Here is a 21,626-nt window from a genome sequence, read left to right as displayed (position 1 = left end):
CATCCCTGGCTCCGCACATTTTTGGGAGACCGTCCCTGCCCCAGCCTGATCCGGTGGTCGGCCTTATAGTGTCGTGAGCCCCAAGTAACGGACCAATCCCGCTGCTGTAATACCTGCCGCAATGGCAGGCAGCGGCTTTTTGGTGGCCAGCATGATAACCGCCGTAACAACCAAAGCTGCTAACGAGCCAGCGTCACCACTGAATGCCATGGGAACGATAATCGCGATCAACACCGAGCTGGCCATCGTGTTGATGAAGCTTTCGATGCGAGGGTTAATCGTCACAAAGGACATGATGAACACGCCGCCAAACCGTGTCACAAGCGTGACGACCGTAATGATGGCAATCAGCGCCAGCACACCTGCGGTAGTGGTTTCGATCATCATGGAGACGTCTCCCCGTCAGCCACAGTGTCATCAGGCTTCTTTTCCAGCCAGAAGAAGCCGATAGCGCCGCCGGCCAGGGCGCCAACCACCACATGGGTGTTGGGCGGTAGCCATTTCCAGGCGGCCAGCGACGAAATCGCGGCAACGGTCCAGGCCACCAGTGTTCGCGGTGATTTGTTGCCGCCCAGGGCCATGGCCAACAGGAAGCAGCCAAGCACCATATCCAGCCCCAGAGACTTGGGATCCTGCAGCAGCCCGCCAAAATACACGCCGAGCCAGGTTCCGAAAATCCAGGCCAGCCAGAGGGCGAGCCCGCCGCCGAGGATGACTTCCAGGTTGCGTTTTCCGCTCTGATATTCCTGGGCAGACACCGCCCAGTTGGCGTCGGTCAGGAACAGCAACAAGCCGTACCGACGGCCGGGAGACATTTCCCTGAGCATGGGGTACAGCGAGGCCCCCATCAGCAAATGCCGGGAATTTATCGCGAAAACTACGGCAATCAAGGGGATCAGGGAAACTTCGCTGCCCCACATGTCCACGGCCGCGAACTGGGAGGCGCCGGCAAATACGGTGAAGCTCATCAGGATGGCCTGTAGCGGTTCAAGTCCTTTCTGGACCGCCGCCAAACCGAAGGCAGCACCGAATGCCACCACGAATAACGAGATGGGAAGCAGCCTGAAAAATTCGGAACGAACTTTCTCTGGCCGGAACTGGTAGGAATATGTACTGGCGTTCATCTAAGCAAGCTAATGAAACCGGCGGCAGATGCGTATAGGTAAATTCCGAAGGGTCAAAGTTGGTTGAGGGCTGTCGCCAGAGTTTCGCTGATGCGGGCGTTGAGCTTCAGGTCCACCATTGAGTCGGCCCGGGTGCGGCCCAGATTCAGTGTGGCCATGGGTTTGCCCCACTCTTTGGCGTAGCGGCAGAAGCGGAACCCGGAATAAACCATCAGAGATGATCCTATCACCAGCAAGCCGTCGCTAGCCTTGAGCGTGTCCAGCGCGGAATAAACCCGGTCTTTGGGCACATAATCCCCGAAGAACACCACATCCGGCTTGAGGATACCGTCGCAGCAGGGACAGTCGGCAATGCGAAAATCAGAGAAGTCCACCTCGAGGTCCGCATCGCCGTCCGGTGCGGCACCGGCGGAGTATTGCTCAAACCCGGGGTTCATGCCCGCACAACGCTCGTGAACCTCATCCCGCTTGCACCGGTAGCCGCAGGTCATGCAGATGACCTCGTCTGCCCTACCGTGCAGATCCGTCACTGAACGGCTGCCAGCCTTCTGATGCAGGCGGTCCACGTTCTGGGTGACAACCAGCCGGCTGTGATTGCGCGACTCAAGCTCAGAAACTTGGTGGTGAGCGATATTGGGCCTGGCATTGCGGATAACCGGCCAGCCAATCAGGCTTCGGCCCCAGTAACGCCGGCGCACTGCCATGCTGGTCATGAAGTCCTGGTGTTGCACCGGCTGTTTGCGTTTCCAGGCACCATCGCCATCCCGATAATCGGGAATGCCGGAATCCGTACTGACGCCGGCACCGGTCAGTATCATCAGCCCCGGGTGTCGGTGAATGAACTCCGCCAGCAAAGTACCGGCCTCATCCGGGGTATGCAGCACCAGTGGCTGCTCATCGACCGGCATGGTCACGTCTTTGGCGGGCTTTCGGATTGCAGACATCACACTCACACTTGTTGGCAGATCCTTATACTTTAGGGAGCAAATCGGGCCCTGCCAATGGCAACGACAGGAAAACCGCAAAAAGTCCGGCATACTTTTCTGAAATTTATATTGTGCACAATATAATTGTGTGCAATTATAATTGCGCAAAGTGGTTGAGCAGTCAGCCACCCAAACCCTATGCGCCGCAATGCGCCAAAAAGGAGAGTCAGAACCATGTCTATTGAACAGGTAGTTTATCGCGCCTCAGCAGAAGCCACCGGCGGACGTGATGGCCGTGCCATTTCCTCGGACGGCATCCTGGATGTCGAGCTGACAACACCAAAAGAGCTCGGTGGCGCCGGCGGTAGGGGCACCAACCCGGAACAGCTGTTCGCAGCAGGCTATTCCGCATGCTTTATCGGTGCCATGAAGTTTGTGGCAGGCCGGGACAAGCTGCCCATGCCGGAAGATGCCTCAATCGAGGGTGAAGTCGGTATTGGCCAGATTCCCGGAGGTTTCGGCATCGAAGTGGAACTGAAGATATCCCTGCCCGGCATGGAAGACGCCAAGGCAAAACAACTGATCGACGAAGCCCACAAGGTGTGCCCCTACTCCAACGCCACCCGTGGCAACATTGATGTGACCCTGACCCGGGTGGAGTGATTCCCGCCCTTTTAGGTCATCAAAAGCCCGCCGACGGGGTGCCCCCCCGCCGGCTGGTAATGGGTCAGGCCAGTTTCGCGGTTTCGACGGACAGCATGGGAATGACCGACAGCGCCAACAGCAACCCCATGGTCCAGTTGAACATCCGCCGATAAAGCGGCTTGTGCAGCAATCGGCGCAAACCTGCCCCGCCGATCATCCAACTGCCAACACAGGGCACGCTGACCAACAGAAACGTGAGCCCGATCCAGAAAGACTGCTGCAATACCTGACCACTACTGACCGTCGTGAAGGTGGCCAGCGCGCCGACCGCCATCACCCAGGCTTTTGGATTTACCCACTGGAAGGCCGCCGCCTGCCAGAAAGAAAGCGGGCGACTCGTGTTCTCGCCATCTATGTCCGTTGCCGTGGTCGCGATCCGCCAGGCGAGATACAGCAAATAACTGATACCCAGAACCTTGATCACCAGATGCAGCTGCGGCAAGGTCTCGAACACCTTCCCCAGCCCCAGGCTTATCGCGACCACCATGGCAGGAAAGCCGATACAGATGCCGAGATAATGGGGGATCGTGCGCCAGACCCCGAAGTTAACACCGGAGGTCATAATCATGATGTTGTTCGGGCCAGGCGTCACGGTAGACACCACCGCGAACAGCAGGACGCTCAACAGGATTTCCATAGTCTTTGCCACGCTCCCTTTTTGCCACGCTTCATGCCCGTCTATCCTACCCGGCAGTGTGAGGGCACAACAGAATCAGATCTGCGGTTTTTGACCATAACAGTTGGCAGCGTCCGGAGCTTTGACCAATGCAAGCCTCCGGCGCATGTTATCTGCCCCCAGGCGATTCATCAGCTCGATATTCTGTTCAGGGATTGCGTCTGTCCCGGGGTACCCTGCGATGGCCCGCTCGAGACTTTCCTCCCGTAGGAGGTGCAGCATCGGATAGGGTGATCGATTAGTGTAGTTCTCGGCGTCATCCGGCTCGGTTCCACCAAACTGATAGTCAGGGTGAAAACTGGCAATCTGGTATATCCCGACCAGTTCCAACTGCTCCAGAAGGCCATCCACGACGGCGAGAAATTCATTGTACGCCATAAAATCCTGCAACACGGCAGGATGTATGAGCAGCGTTGTTTCAACCTCTGGATGCTCGCTCAAATACACCAGCTCATCCCGTAGCGCCATCAAAAGCGCCTCTTCCGAGGCGGCACCCGTGGCCACAAAGCGAATCCCCTCTTTCACCAGCTCCCTGCGGGCAAAAGGGCACAGGTTCAGGCTGATCACCACGTCCGACACCCATCGTCGGGTGGCTTCAATAATCGGATTGTGCGTCACGTGGTTACCCCCACATTTTGAGAAACGGGACGGACACGCCCGGAGCGAGCCGTGATATGTTAAGCAAGCTTACAATAATTCCGTTACCGATACCGGAGATAAGAAATGGACGTGGCAAGAACACCTGAGCAACGATTCGAACGCCTGCTGGACTACCCCTTCGACCCACACTACGTGGAGATCAATGGCTTGCGTATGCATTATGTCGATGAAGGGCCTGCCGACGCCAAACCTGTACTGATGATGCACGGCGAGCCATCCTGGTCCTACCTATACCGCCACATGATTCCAATCTGCGCGGCAGCGGGGCACCGTGTGATCGCACCTGACCTGATCGGCTTTGGCAAGTCCGACAAACCTACGGATATAAACGCCTACAGTTACCAGGGCCATATGGACTGGATGCAGGCGTTCCTGGATCAAACCGGGCTGCAGGATATCACCCTGGTCTGCCAGGACTGGGGCTCGTTGCTGGGCCTACGGCTGGCCGCCGAAAATCCGGACCGCTTCCGTGCCATCGTGGTTGGAAACGGAATGCTACCAACCGGTGACCAGCCGGTGCCAAAAGCTTTTCAGTTGTGGAAGAACTTCGCTCTTTACAGCCCCTGGTTCCCCATTGCCCGCATCATCAATACCGGCAGCTTCCGCACGCTCGGCCCGGATGAACGCCGTGCCTACGACGCCCCCTTTCCCGGCAAAAAATACAAAGCCGGCGCCCGTGCCTTCCCGAAGCTGGTGCCAGTAACACCGGACAATCCCGCAAGCGAATCCAACCGTAAGGCCTGGAAAGTGCTTGAGCAATGGGAAAAACCGTTCCTGACCACATTCAGCAACGGCGACCCCATCACCCGGGGCGGTGATCGCTACATGCAGGAGCGGATTCCCGGCGCCAAGGACCAGCTCCATATTACCCTGACCGGAGGTCACTTCCTGCAGGAAGACTCACCGGTACAGTTTGCAGGCGTTATCAACGACTTGCTGGCACGGTTGGACCAGGAAAATCAAACGTAACCCTGACTCCGCAGATAATCATCATAGCTACCACTGAAGTCGGTGATACCATCGGCCTTCAGCTCAATGATGCGAGTGGCCAGCGACGACACAAACTCCCGGTCATGGCTGACGAACACCAGCGTGCCCGGGTAGTTCTCCAGGGCCAGGTTCAGGGCCTCGATGGATTCCATGTCCAGGTGGTTGGTAGGTTCGTCCATCAGCATGACGTTGGGCTTTTCCAGGATCAGTTTGCCGAACAGCATACGGCCCTGCTCACCACCTGAAATCACTTTCACTGACTTGCCGATATCATCCCCTGAGAACAGCATGCGGCCCAGGGTACCGCGCACCAGTTGCTCGCCCCCGGTAGTCCATTGCGACATCCAGTCGGTCAGGTTCATGTCTTCGTCAAAATCCGCCGTGTGGTCCTGGGCGTAATAACCGACCTGCGCGCTGTCCGTCCACTTCACATCACCGCTGTCGGGCGTCATGGTGCCGGCCATGCACTGCATCAGTGTGGTCTTGCCAATGCCGTTGGGACCGATGATAGCGACTCGTTCGCCGGCTTCAATCTGCAGGTTGAACTTATTGAACAGGCGTTGTCCGTCAAAGCCCTTGGTCAGGTCTTTCAGCGTCACCGCCTGCCGGTGCAGTTTTTTGGTCTGCTCGAAGCGAATAAACGGGCTTACACGACTGGACGGCTTGACCTCTTCAAGCTGGATCTTGTCGATCTGGCGCGCCCGGGAGGTCGCCTGCTTGGCCTTGGAAGCGTTGGCGGAGAATCGGCTGACGAACTGCTGCAACTCGGCAATCTGGGCTTTCTTCTTGGCGTTATCCGACAGCATGCGCTCACGGGCCTGGGTGGCCGCTGTCATGTACTCGTCGTAATTACCCGGGAACAGCCTCAGTTCCCCATAATCCAGGTCCGCCATGTGAGTGCACACACTGTTCAGGAAGTGGCGGTCGTGGGAAATGATGATCATGGTGCTGTTGCGAGCCACCAGGATGTTTTCCAGCCAGCGGATGGTGTTGATATCCAGGTGGTTGGTGGGCTCATCCAGCAAAAGGATGTCGGGGTCGGAGAACAACGCCTGTGCCAGCAACACACGCAGTTTCCAGCCCGGAGCCATCGCACTCATCGGGCCATTGTGCTGTTCCAGGGGAATATCCAGGCCCAGCAGCAGTTCACCGGCACGGGCGTCAGCGGTATAACCGTCCATTTCGGCAAACTGGACTTCCAGGTCCGCCACCGCCATGCCGTCTTCCTCACTCATTTCCGCCAGCGAGTATATGCGATCCCGTTCGGCTTTCACCCGCCAGAGTTCTTCGTGGCCCATAATGACCGTATCGATAACCGTGCAGTCCTCATAGGCAAACTGATCCTGGCGCAGTTTGCCCAGGCGCTGGTTCTGGTCCACCATGACCTGGCCCGCGGATGGCTCCAGGTCGCCGCCGAGGATTTTCATAAAAGTGGACTTGCCGCAGCCGTTGGCGCCAATCAGGCCGTAACGATGACCATTGCCGAATTTGACGGACACGTTTTCAAAAAGGGGCTTGGCCCCGAACTGCATGGTAATGTTCGCGGTGGAAATCAAGAAGAAACCTATCGATAGTGAGTACCGGGCACAGCCGGCCGAGAAAAGCCGGCATTGTACAGGTTTGCGGCTAGAATCGTGAGACAGCAGAAACACGGATAAAAAGCGCTTGCCTCAGCAGCCCCGGCCGGGCAGCATTTCAACCTCGGTAGTACCAACACACCCTCTTTATAACCCCGATTAAGGAAACTGACCTCATGACACAGGCAACTGCGCGCCACATTCTGGTAGATAGCGAAGCAAAATGCGAAGAACTGAAGAAGGCCATCGAAGGCGGCCAGGACTTTGCGGAAGTGGCAAAGCAGCACTCCTCCTGCCCCTCCGGTCGCAACGGCGGAGACCTGGGATCCTTCGGCCCGGGCCAGATGGTCCCGGAATTCGACAAGGTGGTGTTCAGCGGTGAAGTGAACAAGGTTCTCGGCCCGGTGAAGACCCAGTTCGGCTACCACCTGCTGGAGGTCACCAGCCGGAGCTGATGCGCTTTACGCTGCCAGCACACCAAGCCGCTCGCAAGGCCAGGATATGGCAGTATCTGGCCTTCGTGGGCGTTATTCTGGCAGCCCCCTTTTTCTTTGTCGGCGGCCCGGGCTGGACTGACGGGCCGCTGCTGAAATCGGCCTGGAATCTCGGGCACATCCTGTTCTTTGCCCTGCTGACCCTTGCTGTCCAACCCTGGCGAGCCTGGACGGGCTGGACACTCTGGAGTATCTGCAGTCTGGTTGTACTCTTGGTGGGCGCAGGTATTGAGCTGCTCCAGTATGGGACCAGCCGCCAGGTAGACTGGCAGGACATGCTCCGCAACCTGCTGGGACTGTGGGCCGTACTGGCGGCCCGTCCGCTGGCCTCGCAGACCCGTCTTTCACTGCTCACAGCCTGGTCCCTACGGGTCATTATCGGGGCGCTACTGCTGGCCCAAACCGGCACCACGGCAGGGGTTGCCATTCAACAATACAAGGTAAGCCAGTTGTTGCCGGCACTCTATGATTTCAGCCAGCCAGATCCGTCTCCCTACTGGAACGGAGCGATAACGCCCGTACCTAGCGATGCCCCACACAGCTCACAACACGAGCTCAGAATATCCCTCTCCACCACCCGCTACTCCGGCATGTCCCTGCATAACTTCCCGGCTGACTGGCGAGGCTACAACGAACTAGTCATTGACCTGTATAACCCACAGGATCAACTATTTGGGATGGCCCTGCGGATCAATGACATAGAACACGACCTCGGTGACAATGCCTACAACGACCGCTTCAACACACGCTTGACCCTGTCCCCCGGCCCGAACCGCTTTCGTCTGGACCTGAGTCAGGTCCGGAACGCCCCCAGGGGCCGGGCGATGGACATGCAGAAGATAAGGCGCGTGATCCTGTTCGCAACCGGCATACAGGAACCCAAAACCGTTTATCTGCGTGATATCAGGCTTGAATGACGTATCCACGCCCATGGTCTAGTATTTATGACAGTAGCATCCGTAAGGCATCTCCTTGCCTATCGTGCAGCATCCTTGTCTGTAGGCGATTGCATGAAGTTTGTAAAAGCGCACATCGTTGCGCTGGTTGTTTTGTGGTCGCCTCATGCATTAGCGGATGATGGTGAGCGGCAACTGAGTATCAGCGTTGGTGACTGGCCTCCCTTTTTTGTTGAAAGTGAGCCTGGCCAGGGCTCTGTTGCCCGGCTGGTGCGGGATATCTTTGCGGAGGAAGGTTATCAGGTCGAGTTTCATTTCCTGCCCTGGAAGCGCGCCTACCGTGAAGCCGCCATGGGAAAGCACGATGCCACCGCAATATGGATGTATGCGGCCGATCGCCAGAAGGATTTTATCTACAGTGACCCGGTGATGAATGAGCGTTTCGTGCTTTTCTACAGGAAGGACGACCCTGTCAGGTGGAACAGGATGGCGGACCTTTCCGGCCTTCAGCTCGGAGGCAGCATTGGCTACAGTTACGGGCCCGCATTCGACAGGGCTGTTGAGCGCGAGATTCTGAATGTGGAATGGGTGGCCTCCACGGAGCTGAACTTCCGCAGGTTACTGTTCGGCCGTATTGACGCCTTTCCCGAGGAAATAAATGTGGGCTACTACATTCTCCGCCGGGAAACGGACCCCGAGGAAGCCCGCCAGATTACCCACCACCCCGAACCAATACTGGAGAACCAGAGTTTCCTGCTGTTTCCCGCCAATGAGCCGGACACCGAAAAGCTTCGGGAGGTATTCAACAAGCGCCTGCAGGCGTTCCGGGAGAACGGACGCTACGACACCTACTTTGAAACCAGACCCCAGGCATCGCTGAACAGGCTGAAATAACCAGCCGGGTTGATCAGTTCAGCCGCCAGGGGTTAGCCGTCAGCGGCTCAGTGCCCTGCTCGCCTACAAGCACGGTGTCGCTGCAGCCGATGCCCCATTGCCCCGGAATCCGCAGGCAAATGGGCAGGTGAAACACCATGCCGGGCTGGAACACCGCCGACTCACCCCGCGCTATGAAACCCGAACCTTCCACCCAGGACGGCGGAAACTGCGCCCCCACGGTGTAGCCAAATACTCCCGAGAAGAACACCTCGTCGGCCAGTGGTGCCATGGCCTGCTCAGCGGCCCTGGCGGCAGAATCAAAGCTCCTGCCCGGTATCATGGCAGCCTGCAGGGCATCCACCACGCGGCGACAGCCATCGAAAACCGAGCGCATCCTGGCCGAGGGTGTGCCTGCCACGACGGTACGCATCATCGGGGCCGTATAGCGTTGCCAGACAGCGCCAAATTCGAGGAACACCGCATCACCCTCTTCAACCCTGCAGCGCTTGTGGTTGGTATGGATCACACTGCTTCGCTGGCCAACGGTCACGATCGGCTGCATGCTCATGAATTCACTACCACCCGCGAGCAGGGTTTCAGCCCCCACGGCGGCGATATCGTTGTCTGTCATACCGGGGCGTATGGCCGCTGCCGCAGCCTCGATGCCCTGCCCGGTCATGCGGGCACTCTGCCTCAGGCAGTCAATTTCAGCAGGTGATTTTACGATACGTATGCTCTTCAGCATCCCGGAGGCATCCACGAACCGTATATCCGGAAGCCGCTGCTTCAGTCCTTCCAGAACTCCCTGGCGCAGCGAGCCGTGCCAATAGTCAACGCCAACCCGTTCGCCCTGGCCATTCAGCGCCTGCGCCAGGGGATCCAGCACATCGCCAATACCTTCCCAGCGGTAGCCAAGCACGTTATCAACCCGGGTGGTGATCGTGGCGGGGCCGGTTTCAATGGAGGGCACCTGAAGGGTCAGCACTTCCGCTGTTACCACCAGCGCCACGTGAACGGACACCTCAAAGGTGCTGTAACCGGTCAGGTAAAAAAGATCCGACGGGTCTGTCAGTAGTAGCGCCCCAATATCGTCTGCCGCCATTTTTGCCCGGAGACGTTCAAGCCGCTGATCGTACTCGGCCTGAGGAAAGGGGCATTCCCGTCCCCTGAGCTCACTGGCCAGGGTTTTCTGGTAGGCATTAAAGTCCATTGGGCAGTCTCCGGAAGGGGAAAGTTACTACTGGAGACTGGACCCAAACCGGGCGCTTTTCAAACTCCGGCTGGTTCAGCCCGGATTAAGAAACCGCACCAACTGGCTGCCGACTGACTCCACAGGGTCGGTAATCGAGCGCTGGATGCTGTTGGTAACCACCCGGGTAAACGCTGAGCCGGCGTCACTCTCAAGGAACTCAATGTAATCTCTCAACTCCGACGAGGTGAAATCCTGGTAGGTGTAGAGGTAGCCGTCATACACCTGTTGGGCGACCATCCCGCGCAACATGCCGCGCTGGTTTTCAATCTTCTGTTGCAATTGCTCAAAGGTCGGCCCCTTGTTGCCATTGAAGGCCGCCATGGCGGAGGCAAGACCAAGCTGGACGGCTATCGTTGTGTCTACGGCGCTCTCTGTTGCGCGGGACGCCCTGTCAAAACGGGCAAACAACTTCGCCCGCTCGCTGCCCTCGTATTTGTCCTGCAGCGCGGATGCGCCGGCTTCCACCTCTTTCCATGCAGCCGGGCTGGAAGCCGCCACTTCCGCCCGCGAAATCTTCTCCGCCAGTGGCGTTTCATACCAGGCCAGCACTGAGTTCATCTGCTCATCACTCAGGCCCCGATCCAGATCCTCTACAACCTGGGCGCGAATCTCGGCGACGCTGAACGCATTACTGACAACACTGCTGATGGTATTGGCGACGAACGGCTCAACCCGGCCGCTCTGCTTCAGGCCCTCGCGAATACCCTGGCTCATCATCGCCGGGTACTGGGCAGCAACTTCATCAATGGGCGACGCCCTGACAACCGAATCAGCCAGCGGGCTGGCAGTGGCGGAACCACACACCAGCAAAAGAAAAAGTAATGCCGGTTTAACTTGGGATAGTGCACGCATGAACCTAGTATCCTCTGGTAACGATGGCTTGTTATGCCATGGCGCCGACGACACCTGCAAGCAAAGCAGGCCGGTGTTTGATGACCATTTTGTAGTGTGGCATGAGAGGGCCCGATCCTACGCATGAAGAAACGCCGTAACCGACTGAAAAGCAAACGATTGAAAATCTGGAAAACCCGACTTCGGTGGTACGGCCTGCCGACGCTGGGGCTGACGATTGCCGTTGTGGCCACCATGCGTTTCAGCCTGCTGGAACCAGATCCCCCGGCGAATCCTGAAAATGTCTGCGAGATCTTCCGGGAGCACCCGGTATGGTACGACTACGCCAGCGAGTCACAGGACCGCTGGGGTACCCCGATCGCCACCCAACTGGCCTTTGTCTACTACGAATCATCGTTTCGCAGCCACGCCCGGCCGCCCCGAACCCGGCTATTGGGATTCATACCCTGGACACGGCCGACATCCGCCTATGGCTATGCTCAGGCGCTGGACCCGGCGTGGGCAGAATATCTGGAAGCAAACGGGGATGGGCTGTCTGTGGTGAGGACCAACATGAAACACGCGTTGGATTTTGTGGGCTGGTATAACCACCTGACCAACCGGGAAGTGGGTGTTCCCCTCACCAGTCCGGAGAAGCTCTACCTCGCCTACCATGAAGGCCGGACCGGCTACCAGCAACAGAACTACCTGAACAAACCGGCGGTGATGTCACTGGCCAAACGGGTTGAAACCCGGGCCTTTCGCTACCATCGGCAGTTGCAGACCTGTGAGGAAGAGTTCCAGTGCTGGCGCTTCTACCAGTTCTGGCCATTTTGTGGCGACTGGTAGCGCCCTTCAGACATCACCTTCAACCTTCGGCGAAAGCTTCGACAGCCTGGCAGTCAGGAACTCCATCACGATGCGCACCCGTGCCATCTGTTGGGTTTCGTGGTTCACCATCAGCCACAGATCCACGCCCTCGCCTTCAAGGGGAGCAGACAACCGCTTCAACTCCCTGGTGCTGTCCCCCAGATAGCAGGGCAAGGCGGCAAGGCCCGCACCGGCACGCGCCAGGGCATGCATGGCCTGGAGACTGTTGCAGCGGATGATGGACGATGCGTTCTTCAGGTGCTTGCGGTACCAGCGGCCCGTTGCCAGGTGGCTGAAGCTCTCGTCAGGCAATATCCAGAGGACCTGTTCCGGCGAATTGTCCAGATCCAGCTCAGGATGGCGTTTGCAGTAGCCTGCCGAGCCATAGACTGCGGACTCGATGGTACCAATGCGCTCACCCTCCAGGGTGGCCTGGGGTTTATTCACCGGCCGCAGGGTAAGGTCGGCCTCGCGGTGGCTGAGGTTCAGCACATCGTTGTCGGTGAGCACTTCCAGCTCAATATCCGGGTATTCCCGCACCAGATCGGCAATCATCGGGCTGATCAGGGCGTTGATCATGGTGTCGGTGGCGGCAAGCCGGACCTTACCAACAGGGGCTGAATCCTGGCCAATCAACTGTCGCTCAAGATTTTCCATATCCGCGGAGAGCCTTTCGGCTTCCCGGAAGGCGGTTTCACCCACCGGTGTTAACTGCAAACCATCCCGGTTGCGTTCAAAAAACTGAACGCCCATCTGCTCTTCCATCTGGTCGAGACGGCGAAGCACCGTTGTTTGGTGAACACCCAGTATTTCACCGGCTTTGGCAAGGGTTCCACCTATTGCCAGGGCGTGTATATATCGAAGATAATCCCAATCCATAGCTACTGCATATTTGCAACGTGAGTACGGATTTTAACGTATTTAAACTGCAAATACGAAGCCGTACACTTATTTATATAGTCAGCTAACCAATACGTTTCAATCCACCAGATAAGGAGGAAGGCGCTATGACTCAAGACCATATCGCAACCGTACACCCGCTGCCATCCAGTATCCTCCACAACAGTACTGAGGTCAGGCGCCAATACACCCGTGCAGCCGCTAAACAGGCCGTGCAGGTCATCAGTCGGAAAATGAATTCCTGGAGAAGGAAGGCAGCAACCGCTACGCCGGAAATGCCTCAGATGATGCAGGGCGAGCACTAAGCCCGCCCCTGTAAGGGAAGACAGATTTTATCAGCACCGGTGGCCCTGGATACCCAGGCCCACCGGTGTTTTCGTTTCGGGCTCAGAACTCCCAGATGACTTTTTTCTTCTTGCCGAACCACTCATCCATCTTGCGATTGTAGAAGTCCTCAATAACATTGCGCTTGATTTTCATGGTGGGCGTCAGCATGCCGTTTTCCATGGTCCAGGGCTCTTTCACCACTACCACGAACGCCAGCTTTTCGTGGGCTTCGCATTCACTGTTCACAGCATCCAGTTCCGCGGCAAGCTCCTGCTCCAGTTCATTCCGGCTTCCGCCTGCTTCCAGTTCTTCCCGCGCTTCTTCCGATAGCAGCACCATCAGGCATGGCTGGGACTGGTTGGCACCGGCCACACACACTACTTCCGCCTTGGGGTGATTGAAGCGGCTCTCGATGGGTACCGGCACCACGTACTTACCCTTGGAGGTCTTGAACAGATCCTTCACACGGCCGGTGATACGCAGGTAGCCCTCGCTGTCGATCTCGCCCATATCGCCGGTTTTCAGGAAGCCATCCTCGGTGACGTCTTCGCGGGTTTTCTCCTCGTTCTTGTAGTACCCAAGCATCTGCCCGGGGCTCTTGACCTCCACTTCACCACCCTCGGCGAGACGGTGCTCCGCACCCGGATTGGTGACACCCACCGTACCGACCTTGGCCCGCCCCGGGCGGTTAGCGTGGGAATAACCGAAATTTTCCGACATGCCGTAAACCTCCAGCAACTCCAGCCCAAGGTTTCGGTACCAGGCAATGATCTCACCGGAGAGCGGCGCAGCCCCGGTCAGTGCCGCACGACAATGATCCAGCCCCAACTGCTTCAACACCTTCTTTTTGACCAGTTTGTTCAGTATCGGGATATTGAACAGCACCTTCTGCTTCTTCGGTGGCAGCTTGCTGTTGATGGCCAGATAAAACTTCATCCACAACCTGGGTACCGAGAAGAACAGCGTTGGGCGAGCCCGTTGCAGGTCTTCCTGGAAGGTATCCAGGGAATTGGCGAAATACAGATGGAAGCCGTAGTACAGCGACTGGGTTTCCACCGCCGCACGCTCGGCCACGTGGGCAAGCGGAAGATAGGACAACATGCGCTCATCCTGCCCCACCGGGAAAATCTGTTGCAGGCCGTCGGCCACGGAAATCATGGTGCGGAAACTGTGCATCACACCTTTCGGGCGACCGGTACTGCCGGAGGTGTACACAATCGTTGCCAGATCATCAGGATCGGGAAGCCTGGGCTCCGCCGGCTCTTGACTGGCAATGATATCGAGCCATTTGGGGGTATCGTCACGGGGCGACATTGGCAGCGAGATAATCGGCAGATCATCCGGGATATGACCCTTGATATCATTCCAACCATCGGCCTTACCATCCAGTTTACCCAGGAACAGCAGTTTCGCTTCACTGTGGTCCAGCACGTAGGCCGCAGTATCGCCGTTCAACGTGGGGTACAACGGAACCGAGACATGGCCGGCGGACCAGATCGCCAGGTCCGACAGAATCCAATGTGCGCTGTTTTTGCCAAGGATAGCGATATTGCTGCGCTCCGGCAGGTCCAGAGTCTTCAGATGGGCCGTCATGCGGGACACCTGGTCGGCAGCCTGTTTCCAGGTGATATCTTCGGTGGTGCCGTCCTGAAAGGGCTGTGTCAGGTATGTCTTGTCGGGGGTTTGCTTCGCCCAATAATATAGGCAGTGGAGAGACGTTTGCTTGTTGCTGTCTGCAGCCATTGAGGGCTCCTTATTGTTTTAGTTTTTGTGTGCGTTATTTTTATTAGACTAAAGCATAGTACCCGTATTTCGGGTTTCCTCAAGTCCGGACTATTTACCGCCTGACCGCCTTGGCCCACCCGGACAACCATCGGGGCTTCCGCACAGGCCGCTTGCGGGGTACTCTCCACCATCCGCCAGACAACACGGCCACTCAGGAAGGGTATCGCCCATGCAAGAGTTCATTCTGTACCACTACGCCATGTCGCCTTTTTCCGAAAAGGTCCGGCTGATGCTGGGCTATGCTGGCCTGCCCTGGCAGTCCGTTACTGTCAGGGAGATGCCGCCGCGGCCCATGCTTTCCGCCCTGGCCGGCGGCTATCGCAAAGTCCCCGTCGCCCAGAACGGGGCAGATGTATTCTGTGACAGCCGTGCCATCGCCGACGAAATTGCACGCCTGAGTGGCAAAAACGAACTGAGCCTGGCCGGTCAGCCCCAGGCGGTAATCGACTTCGTGCGAACAACTGACCTTGAGGTCTTCCTGGCCTGCGTGATTGCCGCCAGCGACGGCAGGATGCTACGAAAACTGATTCGCGAGACGTCCCTGCTGAACACCCTGCGCTTCCTCAAGGATCGCATCACCATGGGCAACGATTCCCGCGTAAAAGCGGTGCGCGGCCGGCAGGCCAAGGCGAAGGTGATAGAACACATCGAAACCATGGAATCCATGCTGGCAGAAGACTTCCTGTTTGGAGACACCCCCTGCATAGCGGATTTCTCGGCCTACCACGGCCTCTGGTTTGCGTGTGACCTGGCCGGTAAGCCCTGGCTGCGGGGCTACCCCAAGGTGGAGGCCTGGATGAGCCGAATGAAAGCGTTTGGCCACGGTGAATTCCGCGAAATCACGGCCGACCAGGCATTAGACGTTGCCCGCAATGCGACACCACAGGCCATCGAGGCTACCAGTGATGATGTCCTGGTGGGAAAGGATGTTGAGATCGCTCCCGATGACTATGGACGAGAGCCGGTTGCAGGAAAGCTGGTATTTGCTGTCGACCACGCTCTGACACTGGAGCGGTCACATGCTCGCGTAGGGCAGGTCAATGTTCACTTCCCAAGGCAGGGCTTTGCGGTTAAACCGGCCTGATCCCTCAGGCCGGCCTGCTCTTCGTGGAGTACCTGGAGATCATCCAGTCGTTTCTGCATCGTTCCGCGGATAACGGGATTCGAGATCGACAAGCCCGTCCTGAATGCGACCGAAACTGTCACTAATATCACTGTCCAGTTTCCTGGTCATCAGACCCAATGCTTCAATCTGTTCACGTGCTTCGGAAAACCCCTGTTCGAAACCTCGACGTGCATCCGCAAGAAGGCCCGCCAGGCGCTCTGAGTCAGCACCGGCTGCAGCCTCCTTTTGCAGGCGCTGCTGTACAAATCCCAGCACCCGGGAGGCAACGTCGGCTGCCGTCGGCGGTTCGAAACGGTCTCTGGCGGCAGCAGAGGTGTCGGGCCCGGATCTCCCGAGGCGCTGCTCCATCTGCTGTTCCAGCCTCTTTCGCAGCACATTGATGGCATCTTCAGGCGTGCGGATCGACGCCCTGCCCCGCTCCCTGACGGTGGCGGGCACAGGATTGTCGTTTGCCGGCCGGTTTCCCGACGGTTCGGAACCGGTGCGGCCAGGAATTCCGGAACCCGGGATGTTAATCGGAGACACCATACCTTCAACCCTCGTCAACACGGTTTTTCGGGCCAGACATGGATAGGTTCCACGGCCAGCCAATGGTTATCGGCCGGCCCGGGGAGGACATTAAGAACGTTTTGGTATTAACACCAGGTGATTAGGCAATTCGTTTTTTTCGCGGGTAGCTGGCAGTTGTTCCCCGAGAAGCTGGCCGCAGCTGTCGATGCACCCCAGGAAACCCGCCAGGGTCTCCCCGCTGCGTACCCGGTCGGTAAAGGTTTTGACAATATCACCCCACACGTCATCGCTGACCTTCTCTGCAATCCCCTGATCCACCAGGATCTCCACGTAGTGCTCGGCCTCCGAAACAAAAATCAGCATGCCAACTCCACCCTCTGTGTGGTGAAGGTTGTGCTCCAGGAACTGTCGCCGGGCCATATTGGAAGCGCGCCAGAACCGGACAGGCGCTGGAATCAAATGGTGGCCTATAACTGGGAACCGGAACAGCAGACAAAGCACAATGAATGTTGCCCATTGCACCACCAATAACCAGTCTGCCCCCAGGGAACCCGTGAAATAGTTGATTGCTCCCGGGATCAGTAGCGCGATAATCCCAGCCCACAGCAATGGTATGTAGGAATAGTTGTCAGAAGCCGCCGCCAACACGGTAACCAGTTCAGCGTCAGTTGCCTTCTCAACCTCTGTGATGGCATCGGCAACCTGTTTTTGTTCCTTCTCTGTCAATAGCGTCATGTTTATTCCGGTGTTGCTGAATCAATAGGTTCGCTGTCTTTATCCTTGTAGCTACCAGCCGCCGGAGGCACCACCGCCGCCGAAGCCGCCGCCTCCACCACCGAAGCCGCCGCCACCAAAGCCACCTCCTCGGCCACCGCCAAGCCCGCCAATCAAAGCGCCAGCCAGCAGGGCACTGCGACCACCAACACCACCGCCGAAGAACGACAACAGTACAATCACGAAAAACAGAATGCCCAGCGCTGGATGGGGCCTGTTGTCCTCGGCCCCGGAGCGGCTGGACTCAGGCACCGCAAGGGGTTCGCCGCCCAGTACCTGAACCATGGCCGCTGCGCCATTGGCAATACCGGTGGAAAAATCACCCTGCCTGAACGCGGGAGTGATGATCTGGTTGATTATGGTCGCAGACGTGGCGTCAGTAAGACGCCCTTCGAGCCCGTAGCCAACCTCAATACGGATTCGCCGCTCCTCCTCGGCGACAATGAGCAACGCTCCGTTGTCCTCGCCTTCCTGGCCAATACCCCAGTGACGACCCAACTGGTAGCCAAAATCCTCGATGGCATAGCCCTGAAGGTTGGGAAGCGTCACCACAACCACCTGCTCGGTGGTGGATTGCTCATGGGCCTCAAGCATCTGGCTGAGGCTACGCTCAACCTTGGGAGAGAGCATGCCCGCGTTATCCACCACGCGGCCGGTCAGTTCGGGAAACTCAGGAGCGGACTGGGCCTGGGCACTGGCCTGCCACAGCAGGAGCAGTCCCAGGCAAACGATCATCTGGTGCAAGCGGACAGGCATCAGAATTCCACCTGCGGTGCATCCTGGGCATCGGGGGTGGTGGCCTCGAAATTGGCCCGCAGTTCAAGGTCGCTGTAGAGCATGCTGTGCCATAGACGGCCCGGGAAGGTCCGGATTTCGGTGTTATAGCGTTCAACCGCCTGAATAAAGTCCCGTCTTGCCACTGCAATGCGGTTTTCAGTCCCTTCCAACTGGGACTGCAACGCCAGGAAATTCTGGTTCGACTTCAGGTCCGGGTAGCGCTCGGATACCGCCATCAGGCGGCTGAGTGCACTGCTGAGTTCACCCTGTACCTGTTGGAACTGTTTCAGCTTCTCGGGGTTGTTAAGAATGCTCTCGTCGACCTGGATCGAAGTGGCCTTTGAGCGGGCTTCGGTCACCGCCGTCAGGGTCTCTTGCTCCTGATCCGCGAAACCTTTCACCGTCTCCACCAGGTTGGGCACAAGATCCGCCCGCCGCTGATACTGGTTCTCCACCTGTGACCAGGCAGCTTTCACCTGCTCGTCATACGTGGGTATGTTGTTGATGCCGCAGCCAGTGAGCATAAGAGCCAAAAGGGCCATGCCTGCAAGCTGGATAATCGTTCGTTCCGGGGAGGCCATGGGACGGTCTTGCATAGCGAATCGGTTCCTTGATGAAGAGTGAGGCCAGTCTGTTTAGGCATAAGACACTAACACACTTTTCAGCCTGACATCTGCCAGGGGCTCACCACAAACACTGTATACATATACAGACCTTTTCAGTATACTCCCGGCAGATTCAATGAACCCCACCAGACACGACAACGTGCGGGAACACACCGGAGAAAGTCATGGCCGTACAAGCGCTGTATTACTCGGAGAGGGACGGACTGGAGATGGCACTGAAACACCCTGACACAATGCTTTTCTCGTCCAAGGCCGAGGCGGATGCCCGGGACAAGGTTCTGGAACTGGCAGAAGAGATCACCCAGTTCCTGCAGGCGCGGGTGGAAGGCCTGGATGAGGCCCTGGCGGAGAAGGCGGCACTGGCCATCGCCGAGGAGAAGGACCTGTTTGCCAAAGCCCTGAAAAAGCCCTCGTTACTGAACGAAGTCACCGACGCTTGATCAGCGCCGGAAGCGTGTCTCCAGAACCACCGCAGAGTTGGTTCGCTCCACACCTTCAAGGTTCCCGATCTCATCCAGTACCGCACTCAACTCTTCCAGGGACTGAGCCTGGACAATGGCAATCAGGTCGTACTCGCCGCTGACGGAATACAACTGAGAGACCTGGCTGATCTGTTCCAGCGCGGTATTGGTTCGGGCCGTCAGCTTCTGGAAGACCTTGATTGACACATGGGCCTCAACCTGGCCGGCGGAGTATTCGCTCCCAAGTTCAACGGAGTAGCCGCGAATAACGCCGCTTGCCTCAAGCTTTGCAATACGATTCTGAACCGTCGACCGGGACAGGTTAAGCGCCCTGGCCAGGTCCGAGACACTACAGCGGGCATTCTGGCGAAGGTGTAAAAGCAGTTTCTGATCTTGCTTGCTGATCATATTGGCGATCACAGAGGTCAAATTGTTGGTTTAAAGTACCAATTATATCTTTTTGACGCTACAAACTGACACCTCACCTCATCATACTGACACTGCCACCCACCGCCATCAGGCGGCCAGCAGATGAGGACGCTCGTATGATTATCCGCCCGGTTGCCCTGTCGGACCTCGCCGCCCTGCAGCAGATTGCCGTGGAATCCGGCCCCGGTTTTACCTCACTGGTCGATGATCGTGATTTCCTGACACAGAAAATCCGTCGTTCGGTGGAAAGCTTCGGTCGTACCGTAAGTTCACCCGACGAAGAGAGTTACCTTTTTGTACTGGAGGATCCGGAAACCGGAGAGATCATGGGAACCACCGGCATTGAAGCCTCTGTCGGTATACGGCGTCCGCTGTACCACTATCACCGTAGCCAGGTCGTGCATCACTCACCGGAACTGAATATTCTGCGGCGACTGGAAGTGCTGAACATGTGCAACCATTACACCGGTTGCAGCGAAATCTGCACACTCTTCCTCCGGCCGAAATTCCGCCGGGCCCACGCCGGAAAACTGCTCTCCCGGGTACGGTTTCTGTTTATGGCTCAGCACCCTCAACGCTTTGCAGAGACGGTCATTGCGGAAATGCGGGGCGTGTCGGATGAACGCGGCCAGTCACCGTTCTGGAACTGGTTACGGGCCCATTTCGTGGACCTGGATTTCGGCACGGTGACGCGCATGGTCGGTACCGGCGACAACGGCTTCATTGCCGACCTGATGCCCAGGCACCCGCTGTACACTCACCTGATGGACGACAGCGCCCGTGCTGTCATCGGACAGGTACACGACAACACCCGCCCGGCCCTGGCCATGCTTGAAGCTGAAGGCTTCCGGCAGAATGGCTACATTGACCTGTTCGATGCCGGCCCTACGGTTGAGGCCAGGCTGGCTGATATCCGGTCTGTGTCGGCATCCATTGGCTGCCGTATCCAGGTTGTTGACGACATTCGACCGGCACTTGAAGAATGGAACCGTGGTGGCCAGGGCAGGATGCTGGCGATCACCAACACCGGGACGGCGGATTTCCGTGCGACCGTTACCAGTGCGGCAAGATACCTGCCCGCGCATAACCTTTTGCAGGTGCCGGCCACACTGGCAAACTCGCTCCATCTGCGTAACGATGGGGAAGTCCGGTTTATGGAACTTGCCACCACCCTGAGTGGCAGCCAGCCGACGGCCATTCCACTCCGCCAACAACAGGAGGCGCTTCATGCACAGCGATAGAGAGACACTGTTCCGTCACCTTTGGAACAATTACTGCGAGGTGACGCCCTCGGCACAGGATATCCACCGGTTGCTGGACGACACCCAGGGTGGCGAGATTGTGAATGACCACATTGCCCTGCGCACCTTCAACCTTGAGAAAGTAAACCTGGACAAGCTGGCGGAGCATTTCCTGGCGCTGGGGTATCAGGAAGGCGGCGACTACCACTTCGAAGCGAAGAAGCTCTACGCGAGACACTACGAGCACCCGGACCCTTCCGCGCCCAAGGTATTCATCTCCGAGCTGCTGGTAGAGCAGTGCTCAAGGCAGTTGCAGATGATCGTTGAAAGCCTGATAAGGCAGATGGACCCGGCGGTGGTCACGGCGGATAACTTCCTGTACTCCGGCCGGCACTGGAACATCGATCATGGCACCTATCAAACCCTGCTGGAAGAGAGCGAATACGCCGCCTGGGTGGCCGCCTGGGGGTTCCGTGCCAACCATTTTACGGTGAGTATCAATGACCTCAGCCGGTTCGGGACCGTGGCGGACATCAATCAGACCCTCAAGGACAACGGTTACCGGGTGAACAGCTCCGGTGGTGAAATCAAGGGCTCACCGGAAGAACTGCTGGAACAGTCCTCCACCATGGCAGACCGGGCCGATGTGCGGTTTTCAGACCGGACCGTGGCCATACCAAGCTGCTTTTATGAGTTTGCCCGCCGCTACCCAAAGCCGGACGGAGAGCTATACAGCGGTTTTGTCGCTGCCTCAGCTGACAAGATCTTTGAGAGTACCGATAGCCGGGCCTGA

26 protein-coding genes are annotated in these 21,626 nt (G+C 57.6%); 11 read left to right on the top strand and 15 right to left on the bottom strand.

The window, feature by feature from the left end; all coding sequences use genetic code 11:
* Positions 1-63: 63 nt before the first annotated feature.
* The 3 genes from NLU14_RS00755 to NLU14_RS00745 are packed head-to-tail and all read right to left on the bottom strand — an operon-like array spanning position 64 to position 2,068.
* Entirely contained in the window at positions 64-387 is a 324-nt protein-coding gene (locus NLU14_RS00755) for an AzlD family protein (protein WP_275704243.1), read from the bottom strand.
* Positions 384-1,124 carry an AzlC family ABC transporter permease gene (locus NLU14_RS00750; RefSeq protein ID WP_275704242.1) on the bottom strand — a complete coding sequence of 247 codons (741 nt, stop codon included), beginning with the start codon at positions 1,122-1,124 and terminating at the stop codon, positions 384-386. The genes NLU14_RS00755 and NLU14_RS00750 overlap by 4 nt, the downstream gene beginning before the upstream one ends.
* 53 nt (positions 1,125-1,177) lie before the next feature.
* Entirely contained in the window at positions 1,178-2,068 is an 891-nt protein-coding gene (locus tag NLU14_RS00745) for an NAD-dependent protein deacetylase (protein WP_420845013.1), read from the bottom strand.
* 216 nt (positions 2,069-2,284) lie between these two features.
* Here NLU14_RS00745 and NLU14_RS00740 point away from each other — a divergent pair, with 216 nt between their 5' ends.
* Positions 2,285-2,713, top strand: coding sequence for an organic hydroperoxide resistance protein (locus tag NLU14_RS00740; protein ID WP_275704241.1), 429 nt, complete (start codon positions 2,285-2,287; stop codon positions 2,711-2,713).
* Between the two features lie 64 nt (positions 2,714-2,777).
* On the opposite strand, the gene NLU14_RS00735 is transcribed toward NLU14_RS00740, so the two are convergent.
* Positions 2,778-3,392, bottom strand: a complete 615-nt coding sequence (locus NLU14_RS00735; RefSeq protein WP_275704240.1) for a LysE family translocator — start codon at positions 3,390-3,392, stop codon at positions 2,778-2,780.
* 75 nt (positions 3,393-3,467) lie between these two features.
* Entirely contained in the window at positions 3,468-4,049 is a 582-nt protein-coding gene (locus tag NLU14_RS00730; protein WP_275704239.1) for a DUF1415 domain-containing protein, read from the bottom strand.
* Positions 4,050-4,154: 105 nt separating this feature from the next.
* Between NLU14_RS00730 and NLU14_RS00725 the strand changes: the two genes are divergently transcribed.
* On the top strand, positions 4,155-5,060 hold the full coding sequence (locus NLU14_RS00725; protein ID WP_275704238.1) for a haloalkane dehalogenase: 906 nt from the start codon (positions 4,155-4,157) through the stop codon (positions 5,058-5,060).
* Here the strand turns inward: NLU14_RS00725 and NLU14_RS00720 are convergent.
* Entirely contained in the window at positions 5,051-6,637 is a 1,587-nt protein-coding gene (locus tag NLU14_RS00720; RefSeq protein WP_275704237.1) for an ABC-F family ATPase, read from the bottom strand. The genes NLU14_RS00725 and NLU14_RS00720 overlap by 10 nt on opposite strands.
* Before the next feature lie 197 nt (positions 6,638-6,834).
* Between NLU14_RS00720 and NLU14_RS00715 the strand changes: the two genes are divergently transcribed.
* The 3 genes from NLU14_RS00715 (at position 6,835) to NLU14_RS00705 (ending at position 8,942) form a co-directional block, all read left to right on the top strand.
* On the top strand, positions 6,835-7,113 hold the full coding sequence (locus tag NLU14_RS00715; protein ID WP_275704236.1) for a peptidylprolyl isomerase: 279 nt from the start codon (positions 6,835-6,837) through the stop codon (positions 7,111-7,113).
* Entirely contained in the window at positions 7,113-8,069 is a 957-nt protein-coding gene (locus NLU14_RS00710) for a succinyl-CoA synthetase subunit beta (protein ID WP_275704235.1), read from the top strand. Before NLU14_RS00715 ends, NLU14_RS00710 begins: the two co-directional genes overlap by 1 nt.
* 93 nt (positions 8,070-8,162) lie before the next feature.
* Complete coding sequence (locus NLU14_RS00705) at positions 8,163-8,942, top strand: substrate-binding periplasmic protein (protein WP_275704234.1); 780 nt, start codon at positions 8,163-8,165, stop codon at positions 8,940-8,942.
* Positions 8,943-8,955: 13 nt separating this feature from the next.
* On the opposite strand, the gene NLU14_RS00700 is transcribed toward NLU14_RS00705, so the two are convergent.
* A complete protein-coding gene (locus NLU14_RS00700; protein WP_275704233.1) occupies positions 8,956-10,134 on the bottom strand; it encodes a M24 family metallopeptidase in 1,179 nt (392 codons plus the stop codon).
* 75 nt (positions 10,135-10,209) lie between these two features.
* Complete coding sequence (locus NLU14_RS00695; protein WP_275704232.1) at positions 10,210-11,028, bottom strand: DUF2059 domain-containing protein; 819 nt, start codon at positions 11,026-11,028, stop codon at positions 10,210-10,212.
* Between the two features lie 123 nt (positions 11,029-11,151).
* Between NLU14_RS00695 and NLU14_RS00690 the strand changes: the two genes are divergently transcribed.
* Complete coding sequence (locus tag NLU14_RS00690; protein WP_275704231.1) at positions 11,152-11,856, top strand: transglycosylase SLT domain-containing protein; 705 nt, start codon at positions 11,152-11,154, stop codon at positions 11,854-11,856.
* Between the two features lie 6 nt (positions 11,857-11,862).
* On the opposite strand, the gene NLU14_RS00685 is transcribed toward NLU14_RS00690, so the two are convergent.
* Complete coding sequence (locus tag NLU14_RS00685; protein WP_275704230.1) at positions 11,863-12,756, bottom strand: LysR family transcriptional regulator; 894 nt, start codon at positions 12,754-12,756, stop codon at positions 11,863-11,865.
* 128 nt (positions 12,757-12,884) lie between these two features.
* On the opposite strand from NLU14_RS00685, the gene NLU14_RS00680 reads away from it, so the two are divergent.
* A complete protein-coding gene (locus NLU14_RS00680; RefSeq protein ID WP_275704229.1) occupies positions 12,885-13,082 on the top strand; it encodes a hypothetical protein in 198 nt (65 codons plus the stop codon).
* Positions 13,083-13,164: 82 nt separating this feature from the next.
* On the opposite strand, the gene NLU14_RS00675 is transcribed toward NLU14_RS00680, so the two are convergent.
* Complete coding sequence (locus NLU14_RS00675; RefSeq protein WP_275704228.1) at positions 13,165-14,847, bottom strand: AMP-binding protein; 1,683 nt, start codon at positions 14,845-14,847, stop codon at positions 13,165-13,167.
* 211 nt (positions 14,848-15,058) lie between these two features.
* Between NLU14_RS00675 and NLU14_RS00670 the strand changes: the two genes are divergently transcribed.
* A complete protein-coding gene (locus tag NLU14_RS00670; RefSeq protein ID WP_275704227.1) occupies positions 15,059-15,973 on the top strand; it encodes a glutathione S-transferase family protein in 915 nt (304 codons plus the stop codon).
* 39 nt (positions 15,974-16,012) lie between these two features.
* Here the strand turns inward: NLU14_RS00670 and NLU14_RS00665 are convergent, their stop codons facing one another.
* The 4 genes from NLU14_RS00665 to NLU14_RS00650 form a co-directional block, all read right to left on the bottom strand.
* Positions 16,013-16,543 carry a DUF5610 domain-containing protein gene (locus tag NLU14_RS00665; RefSeq protein ID WP_275704226.1) on the bottom strand — a complete coding sequence of 177 codons (531 nt, stop codon included), beginning with the start codon at positions 16,541-16,543 and terminating at the stop codon, positions 16,013-16,015.
* Positions 16,544-16,633: 90 nt separating this feature from the next.
* Positions 16,634-17,260, bottom strand: a complete 627-nt coding sequence (locus NLU14_RS00660) for a TPM domain-containing protein (RefSeq protein ID WP_275704225.1) — start codon at positions 17,258-17,260, stop codon at positions 16,634-16,636.
* 51 nt (positions 17,261-17,311) lie between these two features.
* Positions 17,312-18,055, bottom strand: a complete 744-nt coding sequence (locus NLU14_RS00655) for a TPM domain-containing protein (RefSeq protein ID WP_275704224.1) — start codon at positions 18,053-18,055, stop codon at positions 17,312-17,314.
* Positions 18,055-18,657: a LemA family protein gene (locus NLU14_RS00650; RefSeq protein WP_420845021.1), complete on the bottom strand. Its 603-nt coding sequence runs from the start codon at positions 18,655-18,657 to the stop codon at positions 18,055-18,057. Before NLU14_RS00650 ends, NLU14_RS00655 begins: the two co-directional genes overlap by 1 nt.
* A 209-nt stretch (positions 18,658-18,866) precedes the next feature.
* Here NLU14_RS00650 and NLU14_RS00645 point away from each other — a divergent pair, with 209 nt between their 5' ends.
* Complete coding sequence (locus tag NLU14_RS00645; protein WP_275704222.1) at positions 18,867-19,142, top strand: YebG family protein; 276 nt, start codon at positions 18,867-18,869, stop codon at positions 19,140-19,142.
* On the opposite strand, the gene NLU14_RS00640 is transcribed toward NLU14_RS00645, so the two are convergent.
* Positions 19,143-19,571 (bottom strand): Lrp/AsnC family transcriptional regulator, encoded by a 429-nt coding sequence (locus NLU14_RS00640; protein WP_275704221.1) that lies wholly within the window; start codon positions 19,569-19,571, stop codon positions 19,143-19,145.
* Positions 19,572-19,708: 137 nt separating this feature from the next.
* On the opposite strand from NLU14_RS00640, the gene NLU14_RS00635 reads away from it, so the two are divergent.
* Complete coding sequence (locus NLU14_RS00635; protein ID WP_275704220.1) at positions 19,709-20,833, top strand: arginine N-succinyltransferase; 1,125 nt, start codon at positions 19,709-19,711, stop codon at positions 20,831-20,833.
* Positions 20,820-21,626, top strand: a complete 807-nt coding sequence (locus tag NLU14_RS00630; protein WP_275704219.1) for a DUF1338 domain-containing protein — start codon at positions 20,820-20,822, stop codon at positions 21,624-21,626. The genes NLU14_RS00635 and NLU14_RS00630 overlap by 14 nt, the downstream gene beginning before the upstream one ends.

This window comes from Marinobacter iranensis (genome assembly GCF_029207565.1).
Classification (GTDB): Bacteria; Pseudomonadota; Gammaproteobacteria; order Pseudomonadales; family Oleiphilaceae; genus Marinobacter; species Marinobacter iranensis.
Note: the sequence above shows the minus strand (reverse complement) of the source record. Positions and strands in the feature narration are given on the sequence as shown.